Origin of the sequence: Klebsiella sp. SWET4 (assembly GCF_024296565.1) — a bacterium.
Lineage (GTDB): Bacteria > Pseudomonadota > Gammaproteobacteria > Enterobacterales > Enterobacteriaceae > Klebsiella > Klebsiella variicola.
On record NZ_JANCOB010000012.1, the window covers coordinates 160,128 to 182,578 of the forward strand.

Below are 22,451 nucleotides of genomic sequence, written 5' to 3' on the forward strand. Positions count from 1 at the left end.
GGGCGCAGGCCCGGGCGTGTGCGTTATCCAATCTGCAAACGTACTGGTTTACCTAACTTCATTAACATCATGACTAACGCATCCAGGGTAAACTTACTGGTTTTCTGATTGACCACATCTGAAATACGCGGGCGCGAAATGCTCAACTTCGCGGCAGCATCGGCCTGCTTCAATTGATGTTCATCTATCCACTCAGCGATTTCCTGCATTAACTGTCGTTTAAGCGCCATCAACTGCTCAACTTCTTTTTCCGCTTGTCCCCGAAGCTGCTCTGCGTCAGCATCATCAAAGCCCAGTTCACTGAATATATTGCTCTCTTCAGAGGTCACATGACGAATACCATCCACCCTCTTACGATTCATTTATGACTCCTGTGTTCCTGCTGTATAACCTGCAAACGGTTTCTGACAATCTGTTTTTCGTGTTCGGCGGTACGTCGCGTCTTTTTGTTAAAACAGTGCAGGACATATATCGCCTCTGCAAAACGGGCCAGATAAATTACCCGATATGCACCGGAAAAGTGGCGCAGGCGGATTTCTTCAACGCCCCGCCCCAGTTGAGGTATCGCTTTCCAGTCCGCAGCCTCTAAACCCGACTGTAAACGATAAAGCTGGAATCCGGCATCTCTGCGGACGTCCTCAGGAAACTGGCGCAGATCGTCAAAGGAAGAGCCCATCCAGACGATACGCCTTAATCTCTGTTGCTGATTGAGCATACCACATCCTTGTATAAAATTTTATACATCACCCACCCAAAATTTGTCGTCATTGGACGGTAGACGTGCCATTACCCTAAGCCAGACCCGCTCACTGGTCACGAACGAGGGAAATATTCTGCGAGGCGCTTTCCGGATGCGTTCTATTTTGCGCTGATTGCCGTACACTGGGTGCTCTGGTCTGACTGAGGGCACCACCATGGCACTCCCCCGTATTACACAAAAAGAGATGACCGAGCGCGAACAGCGCGAATTGAAAACGCTGCTTGACCGCGCGCGCATTGCGCATGGCCGCCCGCTGAGCAATGCGGAAACGAACAGCGTGAAAAAGGAATATATCGATAAGCTGATGGCGCAGCGTGAAGCGGAAGCGAAGAAAGCCCGCCAGGTGAAAAAACAGCAGGCTTATAAAACGGATAAGGAAGCGACCTTTTCCTGGTCGGCGAATACGCCGACCCGCGGCAGGCGTTAACGCCCTTTCTTTTTACGTCCCGGCTGGGTGAAACGTTTCCCGTTAGCAGCCGGGCGGCCCTTATCGTTGCTATTTTCCATCTTCACCACCGGGCGCTTGATGCCGGGAGTCGCCGCTTTGGCCTTCGGCCTGGCTTTCGGCTTCGCTTCGGAAGAGGAGTTTTCAATCAGCTTGAACAGGTCGATCAGCTCATCATCGGTTAGATCACGCCATTCACCCAAGGGGATCCCCGTCAGGCTCACGTTCATGATCCGCGTACGCTCAAGCTTCGTCACTTCATAGCCAAAGTGCTCGCACATACGACGGATCTGGCGATTCAGCCCCTGCACCAGAGTGATGCGGAAAACGAACGGCGCCTCTTTCTTCACTTTACATTTTTTCGTCACCGTCCCGAGAATCGGCACCCCCGCGCCCATCCCGCGAATGAACTCATCGGTCACTGGCTTATCGACCGTCACCAGATACTCTTTTTCATGGTCGTTGCCGGCACGCAGGATCTTGTTCACCAGATCACCGTGGTTGGTGAGGAAGATCAGCCCCTGAGAATCTTTATCCAGACGGCCAATAGGGAAGATACGCTTGCTGTGGTTGACGAAGTCGACAATATTGTCGCGTTCGCCATCTTCGGTGGTGCTCACAATACCGACCGGCTTATTCAGCGCAATCAGCACCAGATCATCCGCTTCACGCGGCTCAATCAACCGTCCGTTCACTTTGACCAGGTCACCAGGCTTCACCTGATCGCCAATGGTGGCGCGCTTGCCATTGATAAAGACGTTGCCTTGTTCAATAAAGCGGTCCGCTTCGCGACGCGAGCAGATGCCGCTTTCGCTGATGTATTTATTTAATCGGGTTGATGAGTCGGGCAGCATAGATTCTCCTGTAAAAGCGAAATATACCCTACCTTGTGGGCGAGAAAAAAGATGTGCCTTTGCGCCCTCCGGCGCAAGGTGTGATCGACTACGCCTTTTTTCACAAAAGTGTCCCGCTCAACGCCTGGCAACTTTGCATGATGAAATATCACAGAATCAGCGATTTAGCGTGCAATGCACAAAGGTGCCAACAACCCGCTATTGATAACGCAAATGTGCAAGATTATTCGCCAGATTAGGGTGATGAAATAAAAGAAAATCGCTTTAAACGGTGGCTCTAATAGGGTTATATCAGATCAACAGCACAAACCCGCGATTTGCACAAATGTGCAGGAGCCTGCAGATGACCATGGAAAACAGCGATGATATCCGGTTGATTGTCAAAATCGCCCAGCTCTATTACGAGCAGGATATGACTCAGGCGCAAATCGCTCGCGAGCTGGGGATCTATCGCACCACCATCAGTCGCCTGCTGAAGCGCGGCCGCGAGCAGGGCATTGTTACCATCGCCATCAACTATGACTACAATGAAAACCTGTGGCTCGAGCAACAGCTCAAGCAAAAATTTGGCCTGAAAGAGGCGGTGGTTGCCAGCAGCGATGGGCTGCTGGAAGAAGAACAGCTGAGTGCGATGGGCCAGCATGGCGCCCTGCTTGTCGATCGGTTGCTGGAGCCAGGCGATATCATCGGTTTTTCATGGGGCCGCGCCGTGCGTTCGCTGGTGGAGAACCTGCCGCAGGCCAGCCAGTCACGCCAGGTGATCTGCGTCCCCATCATCGGCGGACCTTCCGGTAAACTGGAGAGCCGCTACCATGTGAACACCTTAACCTACGGCGCGGCAGCCAGACTGAAAGCGGAATCCCACCTTGCCGATTTTCCAGCCCTGCTGGATAACCCGCTGATCCGCAACGGCATCATGCAGTCCCAGCACTTTAAAACCATCTCATCCTACTGGGACAGCCTGGATGTGGCGCTGGTGGGTATTGGTTCACCGGCCATTCGCGACGGCGCAAACTGGCACGCCTTCTACGGCAGCGAAGAGAGCGACGATCTCAACGCCCGCCACGTCGCCGGGGATATCTGTTCGCGTTTCTACGATATTAACGGCGGGTTAGTCGATACCAATATGAGCGAAAAAACCCTGTCGATCGAAATGGCGAAGCTGCGCCAGGCTCGCTATTCCATCGGCATCGCCATGGGGGAAGAGAAATACTCTGGCATTCTTGGCGCATTGCACGGACGCTATATTAATTGTCTGGTGACAAACAGAGAAACGGCTGAGTTATTACTGAAATAACACACAGGATATGATTTCACGCAGCACCCGCTGCGGGGGATCCCTTTATCTAAAGAAATGGGAGTGAATAATGAATACCTGGTTAAATTTAAAAGATAACGTCATTATCGTGACCGGCGGCGCCTCGGGAATTGGGCTGGCCATTGTCGATGAATTATTATCACAAGGTGCTCATGTCCAGATGATTGATATTCATGGCGGCGATCGTCATCACAATGGCGATAATTATCACTTCTGGCCGACGGATATTTCCAGCGCGACAGAGGTGCAACAGACTATCGATGCCATTATTCAGCGCTGGTCGCGTATTGATGGTTTGGTCAATAACGCTGGCGTGAATTTCCCGCGTTTATTAGTCGACGAAAAAGCACCGGCCGGCCGCTATGAATTAAACGAAGCCGCTTTTGAAAAAATGGTCAATATCAACCAGAAAGGGGTGTTTTTCATGTCGCAGGCGGTGGCGCGTCAAATGGTCAAACAGCGCGCCGGTGTGATTGTCAATGTCTCTTCGGAGAGCGGCCTGGAAGGCTCTGAAGGTCAAAGCTGCTACGCCGCGACCAAGGCCGCGCTCAACAGCTTTACCCGCTCCTGGTCCAAAGAATTGGGTAAATATGGGATCCGCGTGGTCGGCGTTGCGCCGGGGATCCTCGAAAAAACCGGTCTGCGGACACCGGAATATGAAGAGGCGCTGGCCTGGACGCGCAATATCACCGTCGAGCAACTTCGCGAGGGATATACCAAAAACGCCATTCCCATCGGGCGGGCAGGAAAGCTCTCGGAAGTGGCTGATTTTGTTTGCTATCTCTTGTCAGCGCGCGCCAGCTACATCACCGGAGTCACCACTAACATTGCCGGCGGAAAAACGCGCGGTTAAGGAGGCAGTATGGTTCACGCTATCTTCTGCGCCCACGGCCAGCTGGCCGGGGCCATGCTTGATTCGGTATGCATGGTCTACGGCGAGGTTAACGTCAGCGCCGTCGCGTTTGTCCCCGGCGAAAACGCGGCGGATATCGCCATTAACCTGGAAAAGTTAGTAAGCGCCCACACCGATGAGGAGTGGGTAATCGCGGTAGATTTGCAGTGCGGAAGCCCATGGAATGCCGCAGCTGGGCTGGCAATGCGTCACCCGCAGATCCGGGTGATTAGCGGCCTGTCGCTGCCGCTGGCGCTCGAGCTGGTGGATAACCAGCATACCCTGAGCGCCGATGACTTATGCCAGCATCTGCAGGCCATCGCCAGTCAGTGCTGTGTGGTCTGGCAGCAGCCAGAAACCGTTGAGGAGGAGTTCTGATGCAAATTACCCTCGCCCGTATTGATGACCGACTGATTCATGGCCAGGTCACCACCGTGTGGTCAAAAGTCGCCAACGCCCAGCGGATAATTATCTGCAATGACGATGTATTTAACGATGAGGTTCGCCGGACCCTGTTGCGCCAGGCGGCTCCGCCAGGCATGAAGGTAAACGTTGTCAGTCTGGAAAAAGCGGTTGCGGTCTATCATAACCCGCAATATCAGGACGAGACCGTCTTTTATTTATTTACCAATCCACACGATGTTTTAACGATGGTGCGCCAGGGCGTGCAGATCGCCACGTTAAATATTGGTGGCATGGCCTGGCGACCCGGTAAAAAACAGCTAACCAAAGCCGTTTCTTTGGATCCGCAGGATATTCAGGCATTCCGTGAACTCGATAAACTGGGCGTAAAACTCGATTTACGCGTGGTCGCATCAGATCCGTCAGTCAATATTCTCGACAAAATTAACGAAACAGCTTTCTGCGAATAAAAAATAGCGCCTGTTGTGATATGCCGTAGCAGGCAGGATGACTCACACCTTAAAGGTCAAAAATTATGGAAATTAGTACCCTACAGATAATAGCCATATTTATTTTTTCCTGTATTGCCGGAATGGGCAGCGTGCTGGATGAATTTCAGACCCATCGGCCCCTTATCGCCTGTACCGTGATTGGCCTCATCCTGGGCGATTTAAAAACCGGGGTTATGCTCGGCGGTACGCTGGAGCTGATCGCCCTCGGCTGGATGAACGTGGGGGCAGCGCAGTCGCCAGATTCGGCGCTGGCCAGCATTATCTCCGCCATTCTGGTGATTGTGGGCCACCAGAGCATTGCCACCGGTATCGCCATTGCTCTGCCGGTGGCCGCCGCCGGGCAGGTGCTGACCGTTTTCGCCCGTACCATTACCGTGGTGTTCCAGCACGCCGCGGACAAAGCGGCCGAGGAGGCGCGCTTTCGTACCATCGACCTGCTGCATGTCTCCGCACTGGGGGTGCAGGCACTGCGCGTGGCAATCCCGGCGCTGGTGGTCTCGCTGTTCGTTAGCGCGGACATGGTCAGCAGTATGCTCAGCGCGATCCCGGAATTCGTCACCCGCGGCCTGCAGATTGCCGGTGGTTTCATTGTCGTCGTGGGCTACGCGATGGTGCTGCGAATGATGGGCGTGAAGTACCTGATGCCCTTCTTTTTCCTCGGTTTTCTCGCCGGGGGTTATCTCGACTTCAGCCTGCTGGCCTTCGGCGGCGTGGGCGTCATCATCGCGCTGATCTACATCCAGCTCAATCCACAGTGGCGTAAGGCTGAACCCGCCGCCTCCACTGCCCCCTCTGCCCCCGCCCTTGACCAGCTTGACGACTAATGGAGCCGAAAATGGAACAGAAAAAAATCACGCAAGGCGACCTGGTGAGCATGTTTCTCCGCTCCAACCTCCAGCAGGCCTCCTTTAACTTCGAACGTATTCATGGCCTGGGATTTTGCTACGACATGATCCCGGCGATCAAACGCCTGTATCCGCTCAAAGCCGATCAGGTCGCGGCGCTGAAGCGTCATCTGGTGTTCTTTAATACCACGCCGGCGGTGTGTGGCCCGGTGATCGGCGTCACCGCCGCCATGGAGGAGGCCCGGGCTAACGGCGCGGCCATTGACGATGGCGCTATCAACGGCATCAAAGTGGGTCTGATGGGCCCGCTGGCCGGCGTCGGCGACCCGCTGGTCTGGGGCACGCTGCGGCCGATTACCGCGGCCCTTGGCGCCTCGCTGGCCCTCTCCGGCAACATTCTGGGACCTTTGTTATTTTTCTTTATTTTCAATGCAGTGCGGCTGGCAATGAAGTGGTACGGCCTGCAACTGGGCTTCCGTAAAGGGGTCAATATCGTCAGCGATATGGGCGGTAACCTGCTGCAGAAGCTGACCGAAGGCGCCTCCATTCTCGGCCTGTTTGTCATGGGGGTGCTGGTGACCAAATGGACCACCATCAATGTGCCGCTGGTGGTTTCCCAAACGCCCGGTGCAGACGGCGCCACCGTCACGATGACCGTCCAGAACATCCTCGATCAGCTCTGCCCCGGCCTGCTGGCGCTGGGCCTGACGCTACTGATGGTGCGTCTGCTGAACAAGAAAGTGAATCCGGTCTGGCTGATTTTCGCCCTTTTCGGCTTAGGCATTATCGGCAACGCCCTCGGCTTTCTGTCCTGATTATTCCGCCCCGGCGATGCCGGGGTGACGTCAACAACATAGCCCCGAAAGATGAAGGGGATGAGGTGGTTTATGCAAACAACAACGGCCCTGCGCCTGTATGGCAAACGAGACCTGCGCCTGGAAACCTTTACCCTCCCGGCGATGCAGGACGATGAGATCCTCGCCCGGGTGGTCACGGACAGCCTGTGTCTTTCCTCATGGAAAGAGGCCAATCAGGGTGCCGATCATAAAAAGGTGCCAGATGATGTGGCCACCAGGCCCATTATTATCGGTCATGAATTCTGCGGCGAAATCCTTGCCGTCGGTAAAAAGTGGCAGCATAAGTTTCAGCCAGGGCAGCGCTACGTGATCCAGGCCAACCTGCAGTTGCCCGACCGACCCGACTGCCCCGGCTACTCATTCCCATGGATCGGTGGCGAAGCCACCCATGTGGTGATCCCCAATGAGGTGATGGCGCAGGATTGCCTGCTCACCTGGGAGGGGGATACCTGGTTTGAAGGATCGCTGGTGGAGCCGCTCTCCTGCGTCATTGGCGCTTTCAACGCCAATTATCATCTGCAGGAGGGGAGTTACAACCACGTGATGGGGATCCGTCCTCAGGGACGCACTCTGATCCTGGGCGGGACGGGGCCGATGGGGCTGCTGGCTATCGACTATGCGCTGCACGGCCCCATCAATCCTTCACTACTGGTAGTGACCGATACCAATAAGCCGAAGCTCAGCTACGCCCGCCGTCATTACCCCTCTGAGCCGCAGACGCTGATCCACTACCTCGACGGCCATGAGGCCAGTCGCGATACGCTGCTGGCGCTCAGCGGCGGCCATGGCTTCGACGATATCTTCGTGTTTGTGCCAAACGAACAGCTGATCACCCTGGCATCCTCGTTGCTGGCCCCGGACGGCTGCCTGAATTTCTTTGCTGGCCCCCAGGATAAGCAATTCAGCGCCCCGATCAACTTCTACGACGTGCACTACGCCTTTACCCACTACGTCGGCACCTCCGGCGGTAATACTGACGATATGCGCGCCGCGGTGGCGCTGATGCAGGCGAAAAAGGTCCAGACGGCGAAAGTGGTCACCCATATTCTCGGCCTGAACGCCGCGGGCGAAACCACCCTCGATCTGCCTGCCGTCGGCGGGGGAAAAAAGCTGGTGTATACCGGAAAAGCCTTCCCGCTCACGCCGCTGGGCGAGATCGCCGATCCCGAACTGGCAGCGATTGTGGCGCGTCACCATGGGATCTGGTCCCAGGAGGCTGAAGCGTATCTGCTGGCCCACGCGGAGGATATTACGCATGATTAACCGCGATACGCTGCTGTGCATCTCCCTGGCGGGTCGCCCCGGCAACTTCGGCACCCGCTTTCATAACTATCTGTATGACAAGCTGGGATTGAACTACCTCTACAAAGCCTTTACGACTAAGGATATTGAGGCGGCGGTAAAAGGGGTTCGCGCATTGGGTATCCGCGGCTGTGCGGTCTCCATGCCGTTTAAAGAGAGCTGCATACCGTTTCTTGACGCGATCGATCCGTCAGCAAAAGTCATCGACTCCGTCAACACCATCGTCAATGACGACGGGAAGTTAACCGGGCTAAACACCGATTACATCGCGGTCAAAAGCCTGATCGCCAGCCATCGGCTCGATACCAACGCCAGAGTGATGATTCAGGGTAGCGGCGGCATGGGGAAAGCCGTCATTGCCGCCTTCCGTGATGCCGGTTTCCGCGACGTGATCATTGCGGCCCGCAATCGCCAGCGCGGCCTGGCGCTGGCAAAACAGTATGGCTTTCAGTGGCAGCCCCTGCCCGAAGGGATCGCAGCCGAGATTCTGGTCAATGTCACACCGCTGGGCATGGCAGGGGGAGCGGAAAGTAACACGCTGGCGTTCAGCAAGGCCATGGTGGCCCAGGCCAGCGTCGTGTTTGACGTGGTCGCGTTGCCGGCGGAAACTCCGCTGATCCGCCTGGCGCAACAACGGGGTAAGCAAACCATCAGCGGTGCGGAAGTCATTGCCCTGCAAGCTGTCGAGCAGTTCGCCCTTTATACCGGCGTACGACCGGATAACGCGCTGGTGGCAGAAGCCTCGGCGTTTGCCAGAAGCTAGTATGTCCCTCCCGGGAAGGCGTCAGCCACGTCCCGGGAGGGCTACCTCGCCAGAAAAGAAGCGACATAAACGGAAAAATAATCCGTCTCAGTAGTCATCTCGTTCGTCGTCTTCATCCGGCTGCTCCATCACGCTGTAGGCCACCGAGCAGAACAGGCTGTTCAGACGCTTCATATCCCCCAGCAGCGCTAGGTGCAACGTACTGGTTTCGATACTCTGCACGTTCTGCTGATGCAGACGGTCAACGTGCGCATGCGAGTAACGGCGGTTAAGAATGCGGAACCGGTGTTTGCTGCGCCGCAGACGGCGGGCGCTGGGTACATCGCTGGAGAAGAAGACCGACATCGCCAGCTGCAGATTGCTGAGCAGCAGATCGTACAGCGCATCCAGCTCCTTTAACCCTTCCACCGAGAAGGCGCGCCGCGCCGCCAGCGATTTATCGGCGATCTCGCTGCCCATCCGCTCGACGATATCGGACGCCTGCTCGAGGTTTAGCGACATCTCAATGATTTCCGCCCAGCGCCGGGACTCCTCCTCCGCCAGCTCATCCTTTGGCATTCGCGCCAGATAGAGCTTAATGGCGGTGTAGAGCACGTTGATATCGTCCGCCATACGACGTAGCTCTTTCTCCTGACGCGGTTCGCCATGCATCACTTTATGCAGGCTCCCCAGCATCTGCTCCATCGCATCTCCAATGCGCAGCGTCTCGCGCGCGGCATTGGCCAGCGCCAGCGCTGGCGTATCCAGCGCCGACGGGTCAAGATGCTTGGGTTTCAGCTGGTTATCCAGCTCGGGCTCATCGCGGATCATACGCTGGCACAGCTTCGCCATCGGTCCGGCAAAGGGCACCATCGCGATGCAGCGCAGCAGGTTATAAAAGACGTGGAAGTAGATAACCAGCTCAGACTCCGCCAACGGCAGCTTGTGCATCGCCGCGGCCAGCGGATGGACGAATGGCAGAATAATCAGGCTCCCCACCAGCTTAAACAGCAGGCTACCCAGCGCCACGCGGCGCGCCGCCGCGTTTGCCGCGCTGTTGTTGAGCATCGCCAACAGCCCGGAGCCCAGGTTGGCGCCAATTACCAGGCACAGCGCCACCGGGAAGGAGATTGCTCCCGCCGCGGTCAGCGTCGCCGTCAGCAGCACCGCCGCCAGGCTGGAGTAGCTGATGATCGCGAATACGGCGCCAATTAAGGCATCCAGCATGATATCGCCGGTCAGCGAGGCGAAAATCACCTGCACGCCGTTGGCCTGGGTGATGGGGTTCACGGCCTGCACAATCAGCTCCAGGGCCAGCAGGATCAGCCCCAGACCAATCCCCACTCGCCCCAGCTGCCCGGCGCGGGTTTGCTTGCGGCCAAGGAAGAAGATCACCCCGATAAAAATGAGTAGCGGCGATAGCCACGACAGGTCGAAGGTCAGCACCCTCGCCATCAGCGCCGTCCCGACGTCGGCCCCCAGCACCATTACCAGCGCTGGCGTCAGGCCCACCAGATCCTGGGCGACAAACGAGGTCACCAGCATGGTGGTGGCATTGCTGCTTTGCACCAGCGCAGTGACGCCAAGACCCGCGCAGAAGGCGAGCGGCTTTTTCTCTACGCTGCTACTGAGAACGGTACGCAGGCGAGCGCCATAGACGCGCATCACCCCGGTACGCACAATATGCGTGCCCCACACCAGCAGAGCAACCGCGGACAACAGGTGTAGCAGAGTTAACACGGAATCAGCTTCTCCTTATCGTTATAGGTTTTCCGAAGATCAGGAACCTCTCTCAGTATAAGGGGTTAACCTCAATAAAGAGACAAGGCGCTCACAGAGCGCCTTGTTTGTTGTAAGGAAAGGTGACGATTTAGTCGGCATCATAGCCCAGATTAGGCGCTAACCAGCGCTCGACTTCCGCCGGGGTCATCCCTTTACGCAGCGCGTAGTCTTCGACCTGGTCGCGCTGGATCTGCGCCACGGCGAAGTACTTGCTGTCCGGATGGCTGAAGTACCAGCCGGAAACCGATGCCCCCGGCCACATGGCGAACGATTCGGTCAGCTTCATGCCGGTATGGGCTTCGACGTCCAGCAGCTGCCAGATGGTGCCTTTTTCGGTGTGCTCCGGACAGGCCGGATACCCCGGCGCCGGACGGATCCCCTGGTAATTCTCGCGAATAAGTTCCTCATTGCTGAGGTTCTCATTGGCCGCATACCCCCAGTAGACCTTGCGCACTTTCTCGTGCAGATACTCGGCGAAGGCTTCCGCCAGACGATCGGCGATGGCCTTGATCATGATCTTGTTATAGTCATCATGCTGCGCTTCATAGGCGTCCGCCAGCGCGTCCTCTTCCAGGCCGCCGGTCACGGCAAAGGCGCCGATGTAGTCCGCCTTGCCGCTCAGCTTCGGCGCGACAAAATCGGCGAGGCAGTAGTTCGCGAAGCCGACCTTCTCCGTCTGCTGGCGCAGATGATGGCTCACCATCAGCACGTGGGTGCGGGTTTCATCGCGATAAATTTCAATATCGTCGCCCACGCGGTTGGCCGGGAACAACCCGACCACGCCGCGCGGGTTCAGGGTTTTCTCTGCGCTGAGTTTATCTAACAAATCGTTGGCGTCTTTGAACAGGCGCTGTGCCTCTTCGCCCACCACTTCATCTTCCAGAATCCGCGGGTATTTACCCGCCAGCGACCAGGTCATGAAGAACGGCGTCCAGTCGATGTAGTTGCGCAGCGTCTCGATGCTCGCTTCCACCTCCTGTACCCCCAGGCGATGGGCCACCGGCGGCGTGTAGCTCTCCCAGTCGAAGGCCAGATCGTTTTCCCGCGCGGCGGCCAGGGTCACCGGCGGCGTGCGCGGTTTTTTACGCCCATGCTGGATACGCACGGTCTCATACTCTTTACGCGTGCGGGCGACAAAATCATCGCGCTGCGTATCCGAGAGCAGCGCAGCCACCACCCCGACGGTGCGCGAGGCGTTCTGTACGTAAACGGTCGGGCCACTGTAGTTCTGCTCGATTTTCACCGCCGTATGCGCTTTCGAGGTAGTCGCGCCACCGATCAGCAGCGGGATGGTAAAGCCCTGGCGCTCCATCTCTTTCGCCACGTTAACCATCTCGTCCAGTGACGGAGTAATCAGCCCGGAAAGGCCGATCAGATCCGCATTGACCTCTTTGGCGGTTTTGAGAATTTTATCCGCCGGGACCATCACGCCAAGATCGATAATTTCGTAGTTATTGCACTGCAGCACCACGCCGACGATGTTTTTACCGATGTCGTGAACGTCGCCTTTTACGGTGGCAATCACCATTTTGCCGTTACTGGAGCCCTGTTCTTTGCTGGCTTCGATATAAGGTTCGAGGTAGGCCACCGCCTGTTTCATCACGCGAGCGGATTTCACCACCTGCGGCAGGAACATTTTACCTTCGCCGAACAGGTCGCCGACCACGTTCATGCCGTCCATCAGCGGCCCTTCAATCACCTCAATCGGGCGGGCAGCCTGCTGACGCGCCTCTTCGGTGTCCTGTTCGATAAATTCGGTAATGCCCTTCACCAGCGAATATTCGAGACGCTTTTTCACGTCCCAGCTGCGCCATTCCGCCTGCTGAGCATTCGCGCCGTCGTCCGCTTTGCTGCCGCGATATTTTTCCGCCAGCTCAAGTAACCGTTCGGTACTGTCATCGCGGCGGTTAAGGATCACATCTTCGACCGCGTCGCGCAGCTCGCCCGGCAGATCGTCGTAAATCGCCAGCTGGCCGGCGTTGACGATCCCCATATCCATGCCGTTACGGATCGCATAGTAGAGGAACACGGCGTGGATCGCCTCACGTACCGGGTCATTACCGCGGAACGAGAAAGACACGTTGGAGACGCCGCCGGAGATCAGCGCATGCGGCAGCTCGCGCTTAATGTCTTCACAGGCGCCGATAAAGTCCTGCGCATAGTTGTTGTGCTCTTCGATACCGGTCGCTACCGCAAAGATATTGGGGTCAAAGATGATATCTTCTGGCGGGAAGCCGACCTCTTCGGTAAGAATTTTGTAAGCGCGACGGCAAATCTCAATTTTGCGTTCGCGGGTGTCGGCCTGGCCGACTTCGTCAAAGGCCATCACCACTACCGCGGCGCCATAGCGGCGAACCAGCTTCGCATGGTGGATAAAGGGTTCGACGCCCTCTTTCATCGAAATCGAGTTAACAATGCCTTTGCCCTGAATGCATTTCAGACCCTTTTCAATGACTTCCCACTTGGAGGAGTCGATCATGATCGGCACGCGGGCAATGTCCGGCTCGCCGGCAATCAGGTTGAGGAAGCGCACCATCGCCGCTTCCGCGTCGAGCATCCCCTCATCCATGTTGATATCGATAATCTGCGCGCCGCTTTCGACCTGCTGACGGGCAACGTCCAGCGCTTCGCTGTACTTCTCTTCTTTGATCAAGCGCTTAAATTTCGCCGAGCCGGTGACGTTGGTACGTTCGCCGACGTTAACGAACAGGCTGTCGTCGCCGATGTTCAGCGGCTCCAGGCCGGCGAGGCGGCAGGCCACCGGCAGTTCCGGCAACTGGCGCGGCGGTAAACCGGCCACCGCCCGGCTCATAGCGGCAATATGCTCCGGGGTCGTACCGCAGCAGCCGCCGACGATATTGAGGAAACCGGCTTCCGCCCATTCGCGAATTTGCGTCGCCATGGTGTCGGCATCCAGATCGTATTCACCGAAGGCGTTGGGCAGACCGGCGTTCGGGTGCGCCGTGACGTAGCATTCGGCGATGCGCGACAGCTCCTGGACATACTGCCGCAGTTCGTCCGGCCCGAGGGCGCAGTTCAGACCAAACGATAAGGCTTCGGCGTGACGCAGCGAGTTATAAAAGGCTTCGGTGGTCTGTCCGGAAAGCGTGCGGCCGGACGCATCGGTGATGGTGCCGGAGATCATCAGCGGCAGGTCAACGCCCAGCGCCTCCAGCTCCTCTTTCACCGCATAGATGGCCGCTTTGGCGTTCAGAGTATCAAATACCGTTTCAATCAGGATCAGATCCACGCCACCTTCCACCAGCGCCCGGGTGGATTCGCGATAGGCGGCCACCAGCTGGTCAAAGGTAATATTACGGAACGCCGGATCGTTCACATCAGGCGAAATAGAGGCGGTACGGTTGGTCGGGCCAAGCACGCCCGCGACGTAGCGCGGTTTTTCCGGCGTGCGGGCCGTCCAGGCGTCGGCGCTGGCGCGGGCCAGCTTCGCCGCGGCAAAGTTGATCTCGGCCGACAGGGATTCCATCTGGTAATCCGCCATCGCGATGGTCGTCGAGTTAAAGGTGTTGGTCTCAATGATATCCGCACCGGCCTCGAAGTAGGCGTCGTGGATCTCGCGGATCACCTCGGGCTTGCTGAGCACCAGCAGGTCGTTGTTGCCTTTCAGGTCGCACGGCCAGTCAGCAAAGCGCTCACCGCGAAAGTCCTGCTCACTCAGACGATAGCCCTGGATCATGGTGCCCATGCCCCCATCCAGAACCAGAATACGTTCTTTTAACTGCTGATGCAGTTGCTCAACTTTGCTGCTCACACTTGCTCCCGACAACGCTCAACTCAGGCCAAATAGCCAACAAACCATACTGGCATAAACCACCGGAGCGGAAAAGACAACAACAGGCAATATGAGACATGTTCAGCTTCACTCCTCCGATGAGTCCGGTTGTGATTGCATTATCGCCAAATAAAACGAAAATCATTTCCACGATACAGAAAAAGGAGTCCGCGATGGCCACTACCCCCGTTCCCGCGAAACGCGGCAGAAAACCCGCGGCTGCCACCGCCCAGCAGGCTGGCGGTCAGGTTCAGTCGCTGACCCGCGGCCTGAAATTGCTCGAATGGATTGCCGAGTCTCACAGCAGCGTCGCGCTGACCGAGCTGGCGCAGCAGGCGGGTCTGCCCAACTCCACCACTCACCGCCTGCTGACCACCATGCAGCAGCTGGGTTTCGTCCGCCAGGTCGGCGAGCTGGGCCACTGGGCCGTCGGGGCGCATGCCTTCGTGGTGGGCAGCAGCTTTCTGCAAAGCCGCAATCTGCTGGCGATTGTCCACCCGATCCTGCGCCAGCTGATGGAAGATTCCGGTGAAACGGTGAATCTGGCGGTGCTTGACCAGAGCGACCACCAGGCGATCATTATCGACCAGGTGCAGTGCACCCAGCTGATGCGTATGTCGGCGCCGATCGGCGGTAAACTGCCGATGCACGCCTCCGGCGCCGGGAAGGCGTTTCTCTCGCAATTAAGCGAAGAGCAGGTCACCAGCCTGCTGCACCGTAAAGGGCTGCACGCCTATACGCATGCCACGCTGGTCTCGCCGCTGCATCTGAAGGAAGATTTAGCGCAGACCCGCAAGCGGGGCTACTCTTTCGATGACGAGGAGCACGCGCTCGGCCTGCGCTGCGTCGCCGCCTGCATTTATGATGAACATCGCGAACCGTTCGCGGCAATCTCCATCTCCGGGCCGATTTCACGCATGACCGATGACCGGGTGACCGAGCTGGGCGCGCTGGTGATCAAAGCGGCGAAGGAAGTGACGCTGGCGTATGGCGGGGTTAAATAAAAAAATGCCCCACAGGGGCATTTTAAGTAGGCCTGATAAGCGCAGCGCCATCAGGCAGATCGGCGCACCCTGCCGGATGGCGGCGTAAACGCCTTATCCGGCCTACTGTCGGCGCCATAGCGCACGCTAAAACGCTGCTTGCGCCGGTAGGCGTAAACATCTTCCACATGGCCGTTTTTAATCCGCGTCTGCAGCTCGCGCCAGTAGTCCGCGCGCAGCAGGTCGGCATGCATCTCCTCAAACAGCGGCCCAACGCGCGGGTCGGCGCACAGCCAGTGGCGGAACTCCTCCGGAAACACATCCCCCGGCGAGACGCTATACCACGGCTCGCTGGCCAGCTCATCTTCCGGATAGCGCGGCGGCGGGATCTGGCGGAAATTCACCTCTGTCATATAGCAAATTTCGTCATAGTCGTAGAACACCACCCGGCCGTGGCGGGTGACGCCGAAGTTTTTAAACAGCATATCGCCGGGAAAGATGTTGGCGGCGGCCAGCTGGCGGATAGCATTGCCATACTCTTCTACCGCATCACGCAATGCCTGGCCGTTAACCTGCTCCAGCCACAGGTTGAGCGGCACCATTCGCCGTTCAATATACAGATGACTGATGACGATGCGGTCGCCGAGATCGGTAAGTTTGTTCCCCGCTTCCGCCTGCAACAGCGCCAGCAGCCCCGGCGCGATTTGCCGTTTATCCAGCACGAAATTTTCAAACTCCTGGGTATCCGCCATCCGCCCGACGCGGTCGTGTTCCTTTACCAGCTGATAGCAGGCGCGCACGTGGGCGGCGGTCACCTCTTTCTGCGGCGCGAAGCGGTCTTTGATCACCTTAAACACCCGGTCAAACCCCGGCAGGGTAAACACCAGCATCACCATCCCGCGAATGCCCGGCGCTTCAATAAACTGCTCATCGCAGCGAGTAATGTAGTGTAAATATTCGCGATAGCTTTCGGTTTTGGCGTGCTTCTGACAGCCAATCGCCATGTACAGCTCGGCCGTCGTTTTGCCCGGCAGGATCTCACGCAGCCATTCCACCAGAGCGCCGGGCAACGGCGCATAAACCATAAAATAGGAACGCGCGAAGCCAAAAACGATGCTTGCTTCGGCATGGGTGGTCAGGCAGGTGTCAACAAACAGCTCACCCTCATCGCTGCGGTGGATCGGCAGCAAAAAAGGCAACGTCGCCATCGGCATGACCAGTTTGCCCACCAGCCAGGCGGCTTTATTCCGGTAGAACAGCTCATTGGCGACCTGCAGATGACAGGTGGCGAGCAGTTCCTCCCCCAGCGCCTCCTGCAGACTGGCAATGATATAGCCGATATCCCGCGCTTTGTTCTGCCACGGCAGCCGCAACGGCAAATCGGACAGTACTTTGCCCAGCAGGTGGGACCAGCCGCGTTCCGGAAAGAAATCTTTCGCCAGCGGTCGCGGTAGGGTGCGAAAGGGACGCTCGGGCTGCGAACTGAAAATAAAGAGCCGCTCGGGGGTCAGCGAGCGGTGGTCAAACAGTCGGCAGTAGACCGAATTGAAAAAGCTCTCGGCAATTTCAAAGCGAGGGTAATCCGGCAACAGTTGGGTGTACTGCTGTTTCACCCGCAAAAGAAAATCGACGTCGGTACTTTTCCCTTCGGTAATGCAGCGCAGCTGCTCTACCACCAGGCCAACGTGGTGATCGTAGAGATGGATACGCTGCTTCATCGCCTGCTGTACGGCGTGCCAGTCAGCCTGTTCAAAGCGCTGCTGCGCGCCGGAGGTCACCTCCAGGAAACGCCCGTACTGGGCGTCGAATCCCTGTAAAATGGTTTGGGCAATCAGTAGTTCCAGGCCACGCGTCATCGCTTTCCCCCATCCGGCACCACGTCATGCCGGATGGCGCGCTCGCTTATCCGGCCTGCATCCCTTCCCAGGCCCGGTCAGCGTCGCGCCGCCGGGCATGGCTCAAAACTGATCTTCTTCGGTCGAGCCGGTCAGCGCCGTCACCGATGAGGCGCCGCCCTGGATAATGGTAGTGACTTTGTCGAAGTAGCCAGTGCCCACCTCCTGCTGGTGCGAGACGAAGCTATAGCCTTCCGGCGCGGCAGCGAATTCCGGCTGCTGCACTTTCTCAACATAGTGGCGCATCCCCTCACCCTGAGCGTAGGCATGGGCGAGGTCGAACATGTTGAACCACATGCTGTGGATCCCGGCGAGGGTAATAAACTGGTATTTGTATCCCATGTCCGACAGCTGCTGCTGGAAGCTGGCGATGGTTTTATCATCGAGATTTTTCTTCCAGTTAAACGACGGCGAGCAGTTATAGGCCAGCAGTTTGCCAGGGAAACGCGCATGGATAGCCTCAGCAAAGCGGCGCGCCTGCTCAAGATCCGGTTTCGACGTTTCGCACCACACCAGATCCGCATACGGCGCATAAGCCAGCCCGCGACTGATCGCCTGCTCGATCCCGGCGTGGGTGCGGAAGAACCCTTCGCTGGTGCGATCCCCGGTAATAAACTCACGATCGTACGGATCGCAGTCAGAGGTAATTAAATCGGCCGCATCGGCATCGGTACGGGCGATCACCAGCGTCGCGACCCCCATCACGTCGGCTGCCAGACGCGCCGCCACCAGCTTCTGAATCGCCTCCTGGGTCGGGACCAGCACTTTACCGCCCATATGACCGCACTTCTTCACTGACGCCAGCTGATCTTCGAAGTGAACCGCCGCTGCACCGGCTTCAATCATCGATTTCATCAGCTCAAAGGCGTTAAGGACGCCGCCAAAACCGGCCTCCGCATCCGCCACGATCGGCAGGAAGTAGTCGATATAACGCGGATCGTTCGGTTCAATCCCGACCGACCACTGGATCTGATCGGCACGACGGAAAGTGTTGTTGATCCGATCCACCACCGCCGGTACCGAGTTGGCCGGATACAGCGATTGATCCGGATACATGCTGGACGCCAGGTTAGCATCCGCCGCCACCTGCCAGCCGGAGAGATAAATGGCTTCGATACCCGCCTTCGCCTGCTGCAAGGCCTGGCCGCCGGTCAGCGCGCCGAGACTGTTGACGTACCCTTTTTTCGCCTCACCGTGCAGCAGACGCCACATTTTCGCCGCGCCAAGCTGCGCCAGCGTGCATTCCGGATTCACCGAGCCGCGTAACTTCACCACCTCTTCCGCGCTGTACGGGCGGGTAATGCCTTCCCAGCGCGGGTTCGTCCACTCTTTATTTAATTCTTCGATTTGTTGGGTACGGGTTTTCATGTGCAGATGCTCCATATTGTGATGGGGTGAATTACGCCAGCAGGCGGTAACCTGGCAACGTCAAGAAGTCGATCAGTTCGTCGGAAGTGGTGATTTGCTCCATCAGCCGCGCCGCATCGTCAAAGCGACCGTGGCTGAAGCGGTGTTCCCCCAACTCTTCCTGAATCACCATCAGCTCTTCAGCCAGCCACTGGCGGAACAGCGCCTTGGTAACCGGTGTGCCGTCGTTCAGGGTTTTCTGATGATGGATCCACTGCCAGATAGAGGTGCGCGAGATCTCGGCCGTCGCGGCGTCTTCCATCAGGCCATAAATCGGGACGCAACCGTTGCCGGAGATCCAGGCTTCGATGTACTGCACCGCCACGCGAATGTTGGCGCGCATCCCGGCTTCCGTGCGCTCGCCCTCGCAGGGGGCCAGCAGCTGTTCGGCGGTAATTGGCGCATCCGCGCTCCGGGTGACCGAGAGCTGATTCGGCTTATCGCCCAGTACGCGGTTAAACACCGCCATAGCGGTATCCGCCAGCCCCGGGTGGGCAATCCAGGTGCCATCGTGACCATTGTTCGCCTCCAGCTCTTTATCGGCGGTGACTTTGCTCAGCACCTGACGGTTACGTTCGGCATCTTTGCTCGGGATAAACGCCGCCATGCCGCCCATCGCAAACGCACCGCGTTTGTGGCAGGTCTTAATCAACAACCGTGAGTAGGCGCTGAGGAACGGTTTATCCATCGTCACCACCTGACGGTCAGGCAACACGCGGTCCGGATGGTTTTTCAGCGTTTTGATATAGCTGAAGATGTAGTCCCAACGGCCGCAGTTCAGGCCAACAATATGGTCGCGCAGCGCATGCAGGATCTCATCCATCTGGAACACCGCTGGCAGCGTCTCAATCAGCAGCGTGGCCTTGATGGTGCCGCGCGGCAGGTCAAAGCGATCTTCCGTAAAGCTAAAGACATCGTTCCACCATGCCGCCTCCTGCCAGGCCTGGGTTTTTGGCAGATAGAAGTAGGGACCGCTCCCCTTCGCCAGCAGCGCCTGGTAGTTATGAAAAAAATAGAGCGCAAAATCGAACAGACTGCCGGGGATGGCCTCATTACGCCAGGTGACGTGCTTTTCCGGCAGGTGCAGGCCGCGCACACGGCATACCAGCACAGCGGGATTGGGCTGCAGCTGGTAGATTTTGCCGGCCTCGTTGGTGTAGCTAATAGTCCCGTTCACGGCATCACGCAGGTTAATTTGGCCATCAATGACTTTACGCCAGTCAGGCGCCAGCGAATCCTCAAAGTCCGCCATAAAGACTTTGACGTTGGCATTCATCGCGTTAATGACCATTTTGCGTTCAACGGGACCGGTGATTTCAACACGGCGATCCTGCAAATCCGCCGGGATACCGCGGATGGTCCAGTTTCCATTTCTAATGGAAGCGGTTTCCGAAATAAAGTCAGGAAGTACACCTTGATCAATGGCCTGCTGCTGCTGCTGACGCGCGGCCAGTAGCTTATTACGCGCCGGCGCAAAGCGGCTCACCAGTTCCGTCAGAAATTCTACCGCCTCAGGCGTTAAGATCTGCTTCTCCTGCTCGCCATAGGGCTGACTAAAGGCCAGTTCATCGGTGATTGTCGCCTGCTGCGTCATTGTGCTGTTCCTCTTGGTTGATCCGCTGGAAGCGAGCGAGAGATCGTTGTGTAGTTTTCGCTCAGCACAATTAAGACTACTCAATTAATTTTCAAAATCAAAAACAATTTCCATTTTAATTTTAAAATAGAGTTAACATATTGATAACAATGGAATTAAAGTTATCATTGAGCATGAAGTGAATTTCGGAAATAAAAAAGGCACCCGAAGGTGCCAGAGGCAAAGTGCTGAAACGCTTTAGGATCGTTTCGTGTAGAGTATTACTCCAGTGTAGGATTCATATGGCGCAGATCGTATGGTGTAATCTGGTAGACATAATAGTTAAGCCAGTTAGCAAACAGCAGATTGCCGTGGCTCCGCCAGGTGGCGCGCGGTTTGTTCTGCGGGTCGTTTTGCGGAAAATAGTTGTAAGGAACCTCTGGATTCAAACCGGCTTCCACATCGCGGAAATATTCGCTTGCCAGGGTATTGGCATCGTACTCCGGGTGGCCGGTAACAAAGGCGATGCGCTTATCTTTGCTGGCAAACAAATACGCATCGCCCTCTTCCGTCTCCGCGAGGATCTCGAGATCGGTGTAGTCGCGGATAAGTCCCGCCGGAAAATCAGCATAGCGTGAGTGCGGGGCCAGGAAAGAGTCGTCGAAACCGCGGGTCAGTAAGGCGTGTGGATGCAGAATATGGTGTTCATAAACGCCAGAAATCTTTTCGGCGCGGGTCTGCTTCGGAATGCCGTACAGAATATTCAGCGCGGCCTGAACCGCCCAACAGACGAACAACGTGGAGGTGACGTGATCCTTCGCCCACTCCAGCACCTGTTTGATCTGTGGCCAGTAAGCAACATCGTTAAACTCAACCAGGCCTAAGGGGGCACCGGTGACAATCAGGCCATCAAAATTCTGATCGCAGATCTCATCGAAATTGCAGTAAAAGTTATTCAGATGCTCCGCCGGCGTATTACGCGACTCACGCGCATCAATACGCAACAACTGGATGTCCACCTGCAGCGGAGAGTTCGACAGCAGACGCAGGAACTGATTTTCCGTCTCGATTTTCTTCGGCATCAGGTTGAGGATTAACACCTTCAGGGGGCGAATTTCCTGAGTCGTTGCACGTGTTGTCGTCATCACAAAGACGTTTTCATTGCGCAAGAAACTGACGGCTGGTAGCTCGTCCTGCACCCGAATTGGCATAACTGTATTACCTCATAGCATACGTATAAACGTTTAGACATCCAGATAGCTGAAGATAACCAGGAATCGGGTGAATGTCGAGTCTGCATGTTCACGGTGAGAAAATTTCACGGCGCGCATTGAGTTAGAATATAAGAATGAAAAAAAGGAGAAACTATGGTTATTAGCATCCGCCGTTCCCGGCCTGATGAAGGGGATAAACTGATTGCAATATGGTGTCGGTCGGTCGACGCCACGCACGATTTTCTGTCAAAAGCGTATCGAAAGGAGCTGGAGGAGATGGTACGCGCATTTTTACCGGAGGCTCCGCTGTGGGTAGCGGCTAACACCCAGGACCAGCCGATCGCCTTTATGCTGCTTACCGGAGAGCATATGGATGCGCTGTTCGTCGATCCGGATGTCCGCGGCTGCGGCGTGGGGAAATTGCTGATTGAGCATGCCCTGTCGTTAGCGCCAAAGCTGACGACGAATGTGAATGAGCAGAATGAACAAGCGGTCGGGTTTTATCAGAGGATGGGTTTTAACGTGACAGGGCGTTCTGAGACGGACGATCTGGGGCAACCGTATCCGTTATTGAATTTGATACATGAGCAGCAGGCTGAAGCAGACTAAGATTGACGTCGCAACTGCTGACCCTTAGACAGGGACCTCCCCGGAGGCGGTGCTGCGCACCTTGTCCGGGCTACAGATCCTGTAGCCCCGGTAAGCGCAGCGCCACCGGGGAGATATACCCCACACAGCGAAAAAACCCCGCACCTTTCGGGACGGGGTTCTTTTTAAAACGCAAAAACAAAAAGCTCAGTCTTTCGACTGAGCTTTCTGCTTTATTTGATGCCTGGCAGTTCCCTACTCTCACATGGGGAGACCCCACACTACCA

The 22,451-nt window shown here is 56.8% G+C and carries 21 protein-coding genes; 11 read left to right on the forward strand and 10 right to left on the reverse strand.

Translation table 11 applies throughout. The annotated features are described in order from the left end of the window. Positions 1 to 23: 23 nt before the first annotated feature. Complete coding sequence (locus NKJ21_RS22955) at positions 24 to 362, reverse strand: helix-turn-helix domain-containing protein (RefSeq protein ID WP_008807319.1); 339 nt, start codon at positions 360 to 362, stop codon at positions 24 to 26. After that, positions 359 to 715: a type II toxin-antitoxin system RelE/ParE family toxin gene (locus NKJ21_RS22960; RefSeq protein WP_086892843.1), complete on the reverse strand. Its 357-nt coding sequence runs from the start codon at positions 713 to 715 to the stop codon at positions 359 to 361. Before NKJ21_RS22960 ends, NKJ21_RS22955 begins: the two co-directional genes overlap by 4 nt. 199 nt (positions 716 to 914) lie before the next feature. On the opposite strand from NKJ21_RS22960, the gene NKJ21_RS22965 reads away from it, so the two are divergent. After that, positions 915 to 1,187 (forward strand): DUF3811 domain-containing protein, encoded by a 273-nt coding sequence (locus NKJ21_RS22965; protein ID WP_004177859.1) that lies wholly within the window; start codon positions 915 to 917, stop codon positions 1,185 to 1,187. Here the strand turns inward: NKJ21_RS22965 and rluF are convergent. Continuing rightward, positions 1,184 to 2,059, reverse strand: coding sequence for a 23S rRNA pseudouridine(2604) synthase RluF (rluF, locus tag NKJ21_RS22970; RefSeq protein WP_008807321.1), 876 nt, complete (start codon positions 2,057 to 2,059; stop codon positions 1,184 to 1,186). The genes NKJ21_RS22965 and rluF overlap by 4 nt on opposite strands. A 349-nt stretch (positions 2,060 to 2,408) precedes the next feature. Here rluF and NKJ21_RS22975 point away from each other — a divergent pair, with 349 nt between their 5' ends. The 8 genes from NKJ21_RS22975 (at position 2,409) to NKJ21_RS23010 (ending at position 8,950) form a co-directional block, all read left to right on the forward strand. Beyond that, positions 2,409 to 3,356, forward strand: a complete 948-nt coding sequence (locus NKJ21_RS22975) for a sugar-binding transcriptional regulator (RefSeq protein WP_002884616.1) — start codon at positions 2,409 to 2,411, stop codon at positions 3,354 to 3,356. A 70-nt stretch (positions 3,357 to 3,426) separates the two neighbouring features. Beyond that, the gene (locus tag NKJ21_RS22980) at positions 3,427 to 4,230 is read left to right on the forward strand and encodes an SDR family oxidoreductase (protein ID WP_002884614.1); all 804 of its coding nucleotides are present in this window, start codon (positions 3,427 to 3,429) and stop codon (positions 4,228 to 4,230) included. A gap of 9 nt (positions 4,231 to 4,239) precedes the next feature. Beyond that, complete coding sequence (locus NKJ21_RS22985) at positions 4,240 to 4,647, forward strand: PTS sugar transporter subunit IIA (protein ID WP_002884611.1); 408 nt, start codon at positions 4,240 to 4,242, stop codon at positions 4,645 to 4,647. Next, entirely contained in the window at positions 4,647 to 5,141 is a 495-nt protein-coding gene (locus NKJ21_RS22990) for a mannose/fructose/sorbose PTS transporter subunit IIB (RefSeq protein WP_004151751.1), read from the forward strand. The genes NKJ21_RS22985 and NKJ21_RS22990 overlap by 1 nt, the downstream gene beginning before the upstream one ends. Positions 5,142 to 5,206: 65 nt before the next feature. After that, a complete protein-coding gene (locus NKJ21_RS22995) occupies positions 5,207 to 6,007 on the forward strand; it encodes a PTS mannose/fructose/sorbose transporter subunit IIC (RefSeq protein ID WP_002884608.1) in 801 nt (266 codons plus the stop codon). 11 nt (positions 6,008 to 6,018) lie between these two features. After that, positions 6,019 to 6,843 carry a PTS system mannose/fructose/sorbose family transporter subunit IID gene (locus NKJ21_RS23000; protein WP_002884590.1) on the forward strand — a complete coding sequence of 275 codons (825 nt, stop codon included), beginning with the start codon at positions 6,019 to 6,021 and terminating at the stop codon, positions 6,841 to 6,843. Positions 6,844 to 6,915: 72 nt separating this feature from the next. Next, positions 6,916 to 8,148 (forward strand): L-sorbose 1-phosphate reductase, encoded by a 1,233-nt coding sequence (gene sorE, locus NKJ21_RS23005; protein WP_008807323.1) that lies wholly within the window; start codon positions 6,916 to 6,918, stop codon positions 8,146 to 8,148. After that, positions 8,141 to 8,950 (forward strand): shikimate 5-dehydrogenase, encoded by an 810-nt coding sequence (locus NKJ21_RS23010; RefSeq protein ID WP_008807324.1) that lies wholly within the window; start codon positions 8,141 to 8,143, stop codon positions 8,948 to 8,950. The genes sorE and NKJ21_RS23010 overlap by 8 nt, the downstream gene beginning before the upstream one ends. An 87-nt stretch (positions 8,951 to 9,037) precedes the next feature. Here NKJ21_RS23010 and NKJ21_RS23015 read toward each other — a convergent pair whose 3' ends face one another. Both NKJ21_RS23015 and metH read right to left on the reverse strand, forming a co-directional pair. Continuing rightward, entirely contained in the window at positions 9,038 to 10,669 is a 1,632-nt protein-coding gene (locus tag NKJ21_RS23015) for a Na/Pi cotransporter family protein (RefSeq protein ID WP_008807325.1), read from the reverse strand. A gap of 130 nt (positions 10,670 to 10,799) precedes the next feature. Then, on the reverse strand, positions 10,800 to 14,483 hold the full coding sequence (gene metH, locus NKJ21_RS23020; protein WP_023339410.1) for a methionine synthase: 3,684 nt from the start codon (positions 14,481 to 14,483) through the stop codon (positions 10,800 to 10,802). 194 nt (positions 14,484 to 14,677) lie between these two features. Here metH and iclR point away from each other — a divergent pair, with 194 nt between their 5' ends. Next, positions 14,678 to 15,508 carry a glyoxylate bypass operon transcriptional repressor IclR gene (gene iclR, locus NKJ21_RS23025; protein WP_004206826.1) on the forward strand — a complete coding sequence of 277 codons (831 nt, stop codon included), beginning with the start codon at positions 14,678 to 14,680 and terminating at the stop codon, positions 15,506 to 15,508. Positions 15,509 to 15,558: 50 nt separating this feature from the next. On the opposite strand, the gene aceK is transcribed toward iclR, so the two are convergent. The 4 genes from aceK to metA all read right to left on the reverse strand — a co-directional run bounded on the left by aceK (position 15,559) and on the right by metA (position 21,573). After that, the gene (aceK, locus tag NKJ21_RS23030) at positions 15,559 to 17,343 is read right to left on the reverse strand and encodes a bifunctional isocitrate dehydrogenase kinase/phosphatase (RefSeq protein WP_032731673.1); all 1,785 of its coding nucleotides are present in this window, start codon (positions 17,341 to 17,343) and stop codon (positions 15,559 to 15,561) included. 102 nt (positions 17,344 to 17,445) lie between these two features. Then, complete coding sequence (gene aceA, locus NKJ21_RS23035; RefSeq protein ID WP_087498758.1) at positions 17,446 to 18,750, reverse strand: isocitrate lyase; 1,305 nt, start codon at positions 18,748 to 18,750, stop codon at positions 17,446 to 17,448. A 31-nt stretch (positions 18,751 to 18,781) separates the two neighbouring features. Beyond that, positions 18,782 to 20,383 carry a malate synthase A gene (aceB, locus tag NKJ21_RS23040; protein ID WP_008807330.1) on the reverse strand — a complete coding sequence of 534 codons (1,602 nt, stop codon included), beginning with the start codon at positions 20,381 to 20,383 and terminating at the stop codon, positions 18,782 to 18,784. 260 nt (positions 20,384 to 20,643) lie between these two features. Continuing rightward, positions 20,644 to 21,573 carry a homoserine O-succinyltransferase gene (gene metA / locus NKJ21_RS23045; RefSeq protein WP_008807331.1) on the reverse strand — a complete coding sequence of 310 codons (930 nt, stop codon included), beginning with the start codon at positions 21,571 to 21,573 and terminating at the stop codon, positions 20,644 to 20,646. 156 nt (positions 21,574 to 21,729) lie between these two features. On the opposite strand from metA, the gene NKJ21_RS23050 reads away from it, so the two are divergent. Further along, positions 21,730 to 22,185, forward strand: coding sequence for an acetyltransferase (locus tag NKJ21_RS23050; protein WP_087498746.1), 456 nt, complete (start codon positions 21,730 to 21,732; stop codon positions 22,183 to 22,185). Positions 22,186 to 22,255: 70 nt separating this feature from the next. Here the strand turns inward: NKJ21_RS23050 and NKJ21_RS23055 are convergent. Then, positions 22,256 to 22,451, reverse strand: a 196-nt coding sequence (locus NKJ21_RS23055) for a hypothetical protein (protein ID WP_254733236.1), incomplete at its 5' end; no start/stop codon positions are given.

Bases quoted from the DNA above. Each gene is read 5' to 3' on its own strand.
- NKJ21_RS22955 (WP_008807319.1), bottom strand. From the start codon at position 362: ATGAATCGTAAGAGGGTGGATGGTATTCGTCATGTGACCTCTGAAGAG.
- NKJ21_RS22960 (WP_086892843.1), bottom strand. From the start codon at position 715: ATGCTCAATCAGCAACAGAGATTAAGGCGTATCGTCTGGATGGGCTCT.
- NKJ21_RS22965 (WP_004177859.1), top strand. From the start codon at position 915: ATGGCACTCCCCCGTATTACACAAAAAGAGATGACCGAGCGCGAACAG.
- rluF (WP_008807321.1), bottom strand. From the start codon at position 2,059: ATGCTGCCCGACTCATCAACCCGATTAAATAAATACATCAGCGAAAGC.
- NKJ21_RS22975 (WP_002884616.1), top strand. From the start codon at position 2,409: ATGGAAAACAGCGATGATATCCGGTTGATTGTCAAAATCGCCCAGCTC.
- NKJ21_RS22980 (WP_002884614.1), top strand. From the start codon at position 3,427: ATGAATACCTGGTTAAATTTAAAAGATAACGTCATTATCGTGACCGGC.
- NKJ21_RS22985 (WP_002884611.1), top strand. From the start codon at position 4,240: ATGGTTCACGCTATCTTCTGCGCCCACGGCCAGCTGGCCGGGGCCATG.
- NKJ21_RS22990 (WP_004151751.1), top strand. From the start codon at position 4,647: ATGCAAATTACCCTCGCCCGTATTGATGACCGACTGATTCATGGCCAG.
- NKJ21_RS22995 (WP_002884608.1), top strand. From the start codon at position 5,207: ATGGAAATTAGTACCCTACAGATAATAGCCATATTTATTTTTTCCTGT.
- NKJ21_RS23000 (WP_002884590.1), top strand. From the start codon at position 6,019: ATGGAACAGAAAAAAATCACGCAAGGCGACCTGGTGAGCATGTTTCTC.
- sorE (WP_008807323.1), top strand. From the start codon at position 6,916: ATGCAAACAACAACGGCCCTGCGCCTGTATGGCAAACGAGACCTGCGC.
- NKJ21_RS23010 (WP_008807324.1), top strand. From the start codon at position 8,141: ATGATTAACCGCGATACGCTGCTGTGCATCTCCCTGGCGGGTCGCCCC.
- iclR (WP_004206826.1), top strand. From the start codon at position 14,678: ATGGCCACTACCCCCGTTCCCGCGAAACGCGGCAGAAAACCCGCGGCT.
- aceK (WP_032731673.1), bottom strand. From the start codon at position 17,343: ATGACGCGTGGCCTGGAACTACTGATTGCCCAAACCATTTTACAGGGA.
- aceA (WP_087498758.1), bottom strand. From the start codon at position 18,750: ATGAAAACCCGTACCCAACAAATCGAAGAATTAAATAAAGAGTGGACG.
- aceB (WP_008807330.1), bottom strand. From the start codon at position 20,383: ATGACGCAGCAGGCGACAATCACCGATGAACTGGCCTTTAGTCAGCCC.
- metA (WP_008807331.1), bottom strand. From the start codon at position 21,573: ATGCCAATTCGGGTGCAGGACGAGCTACCAGCCGTCAGTTTCTTGCGC.
- NKJ21_RS23050 (WP_087498746.1), top strand. From the start codon at position 21,730: ATGGTTATTAGCATCCGCCGTTCCCGGCCTGATGAAGGGGATAAACTG.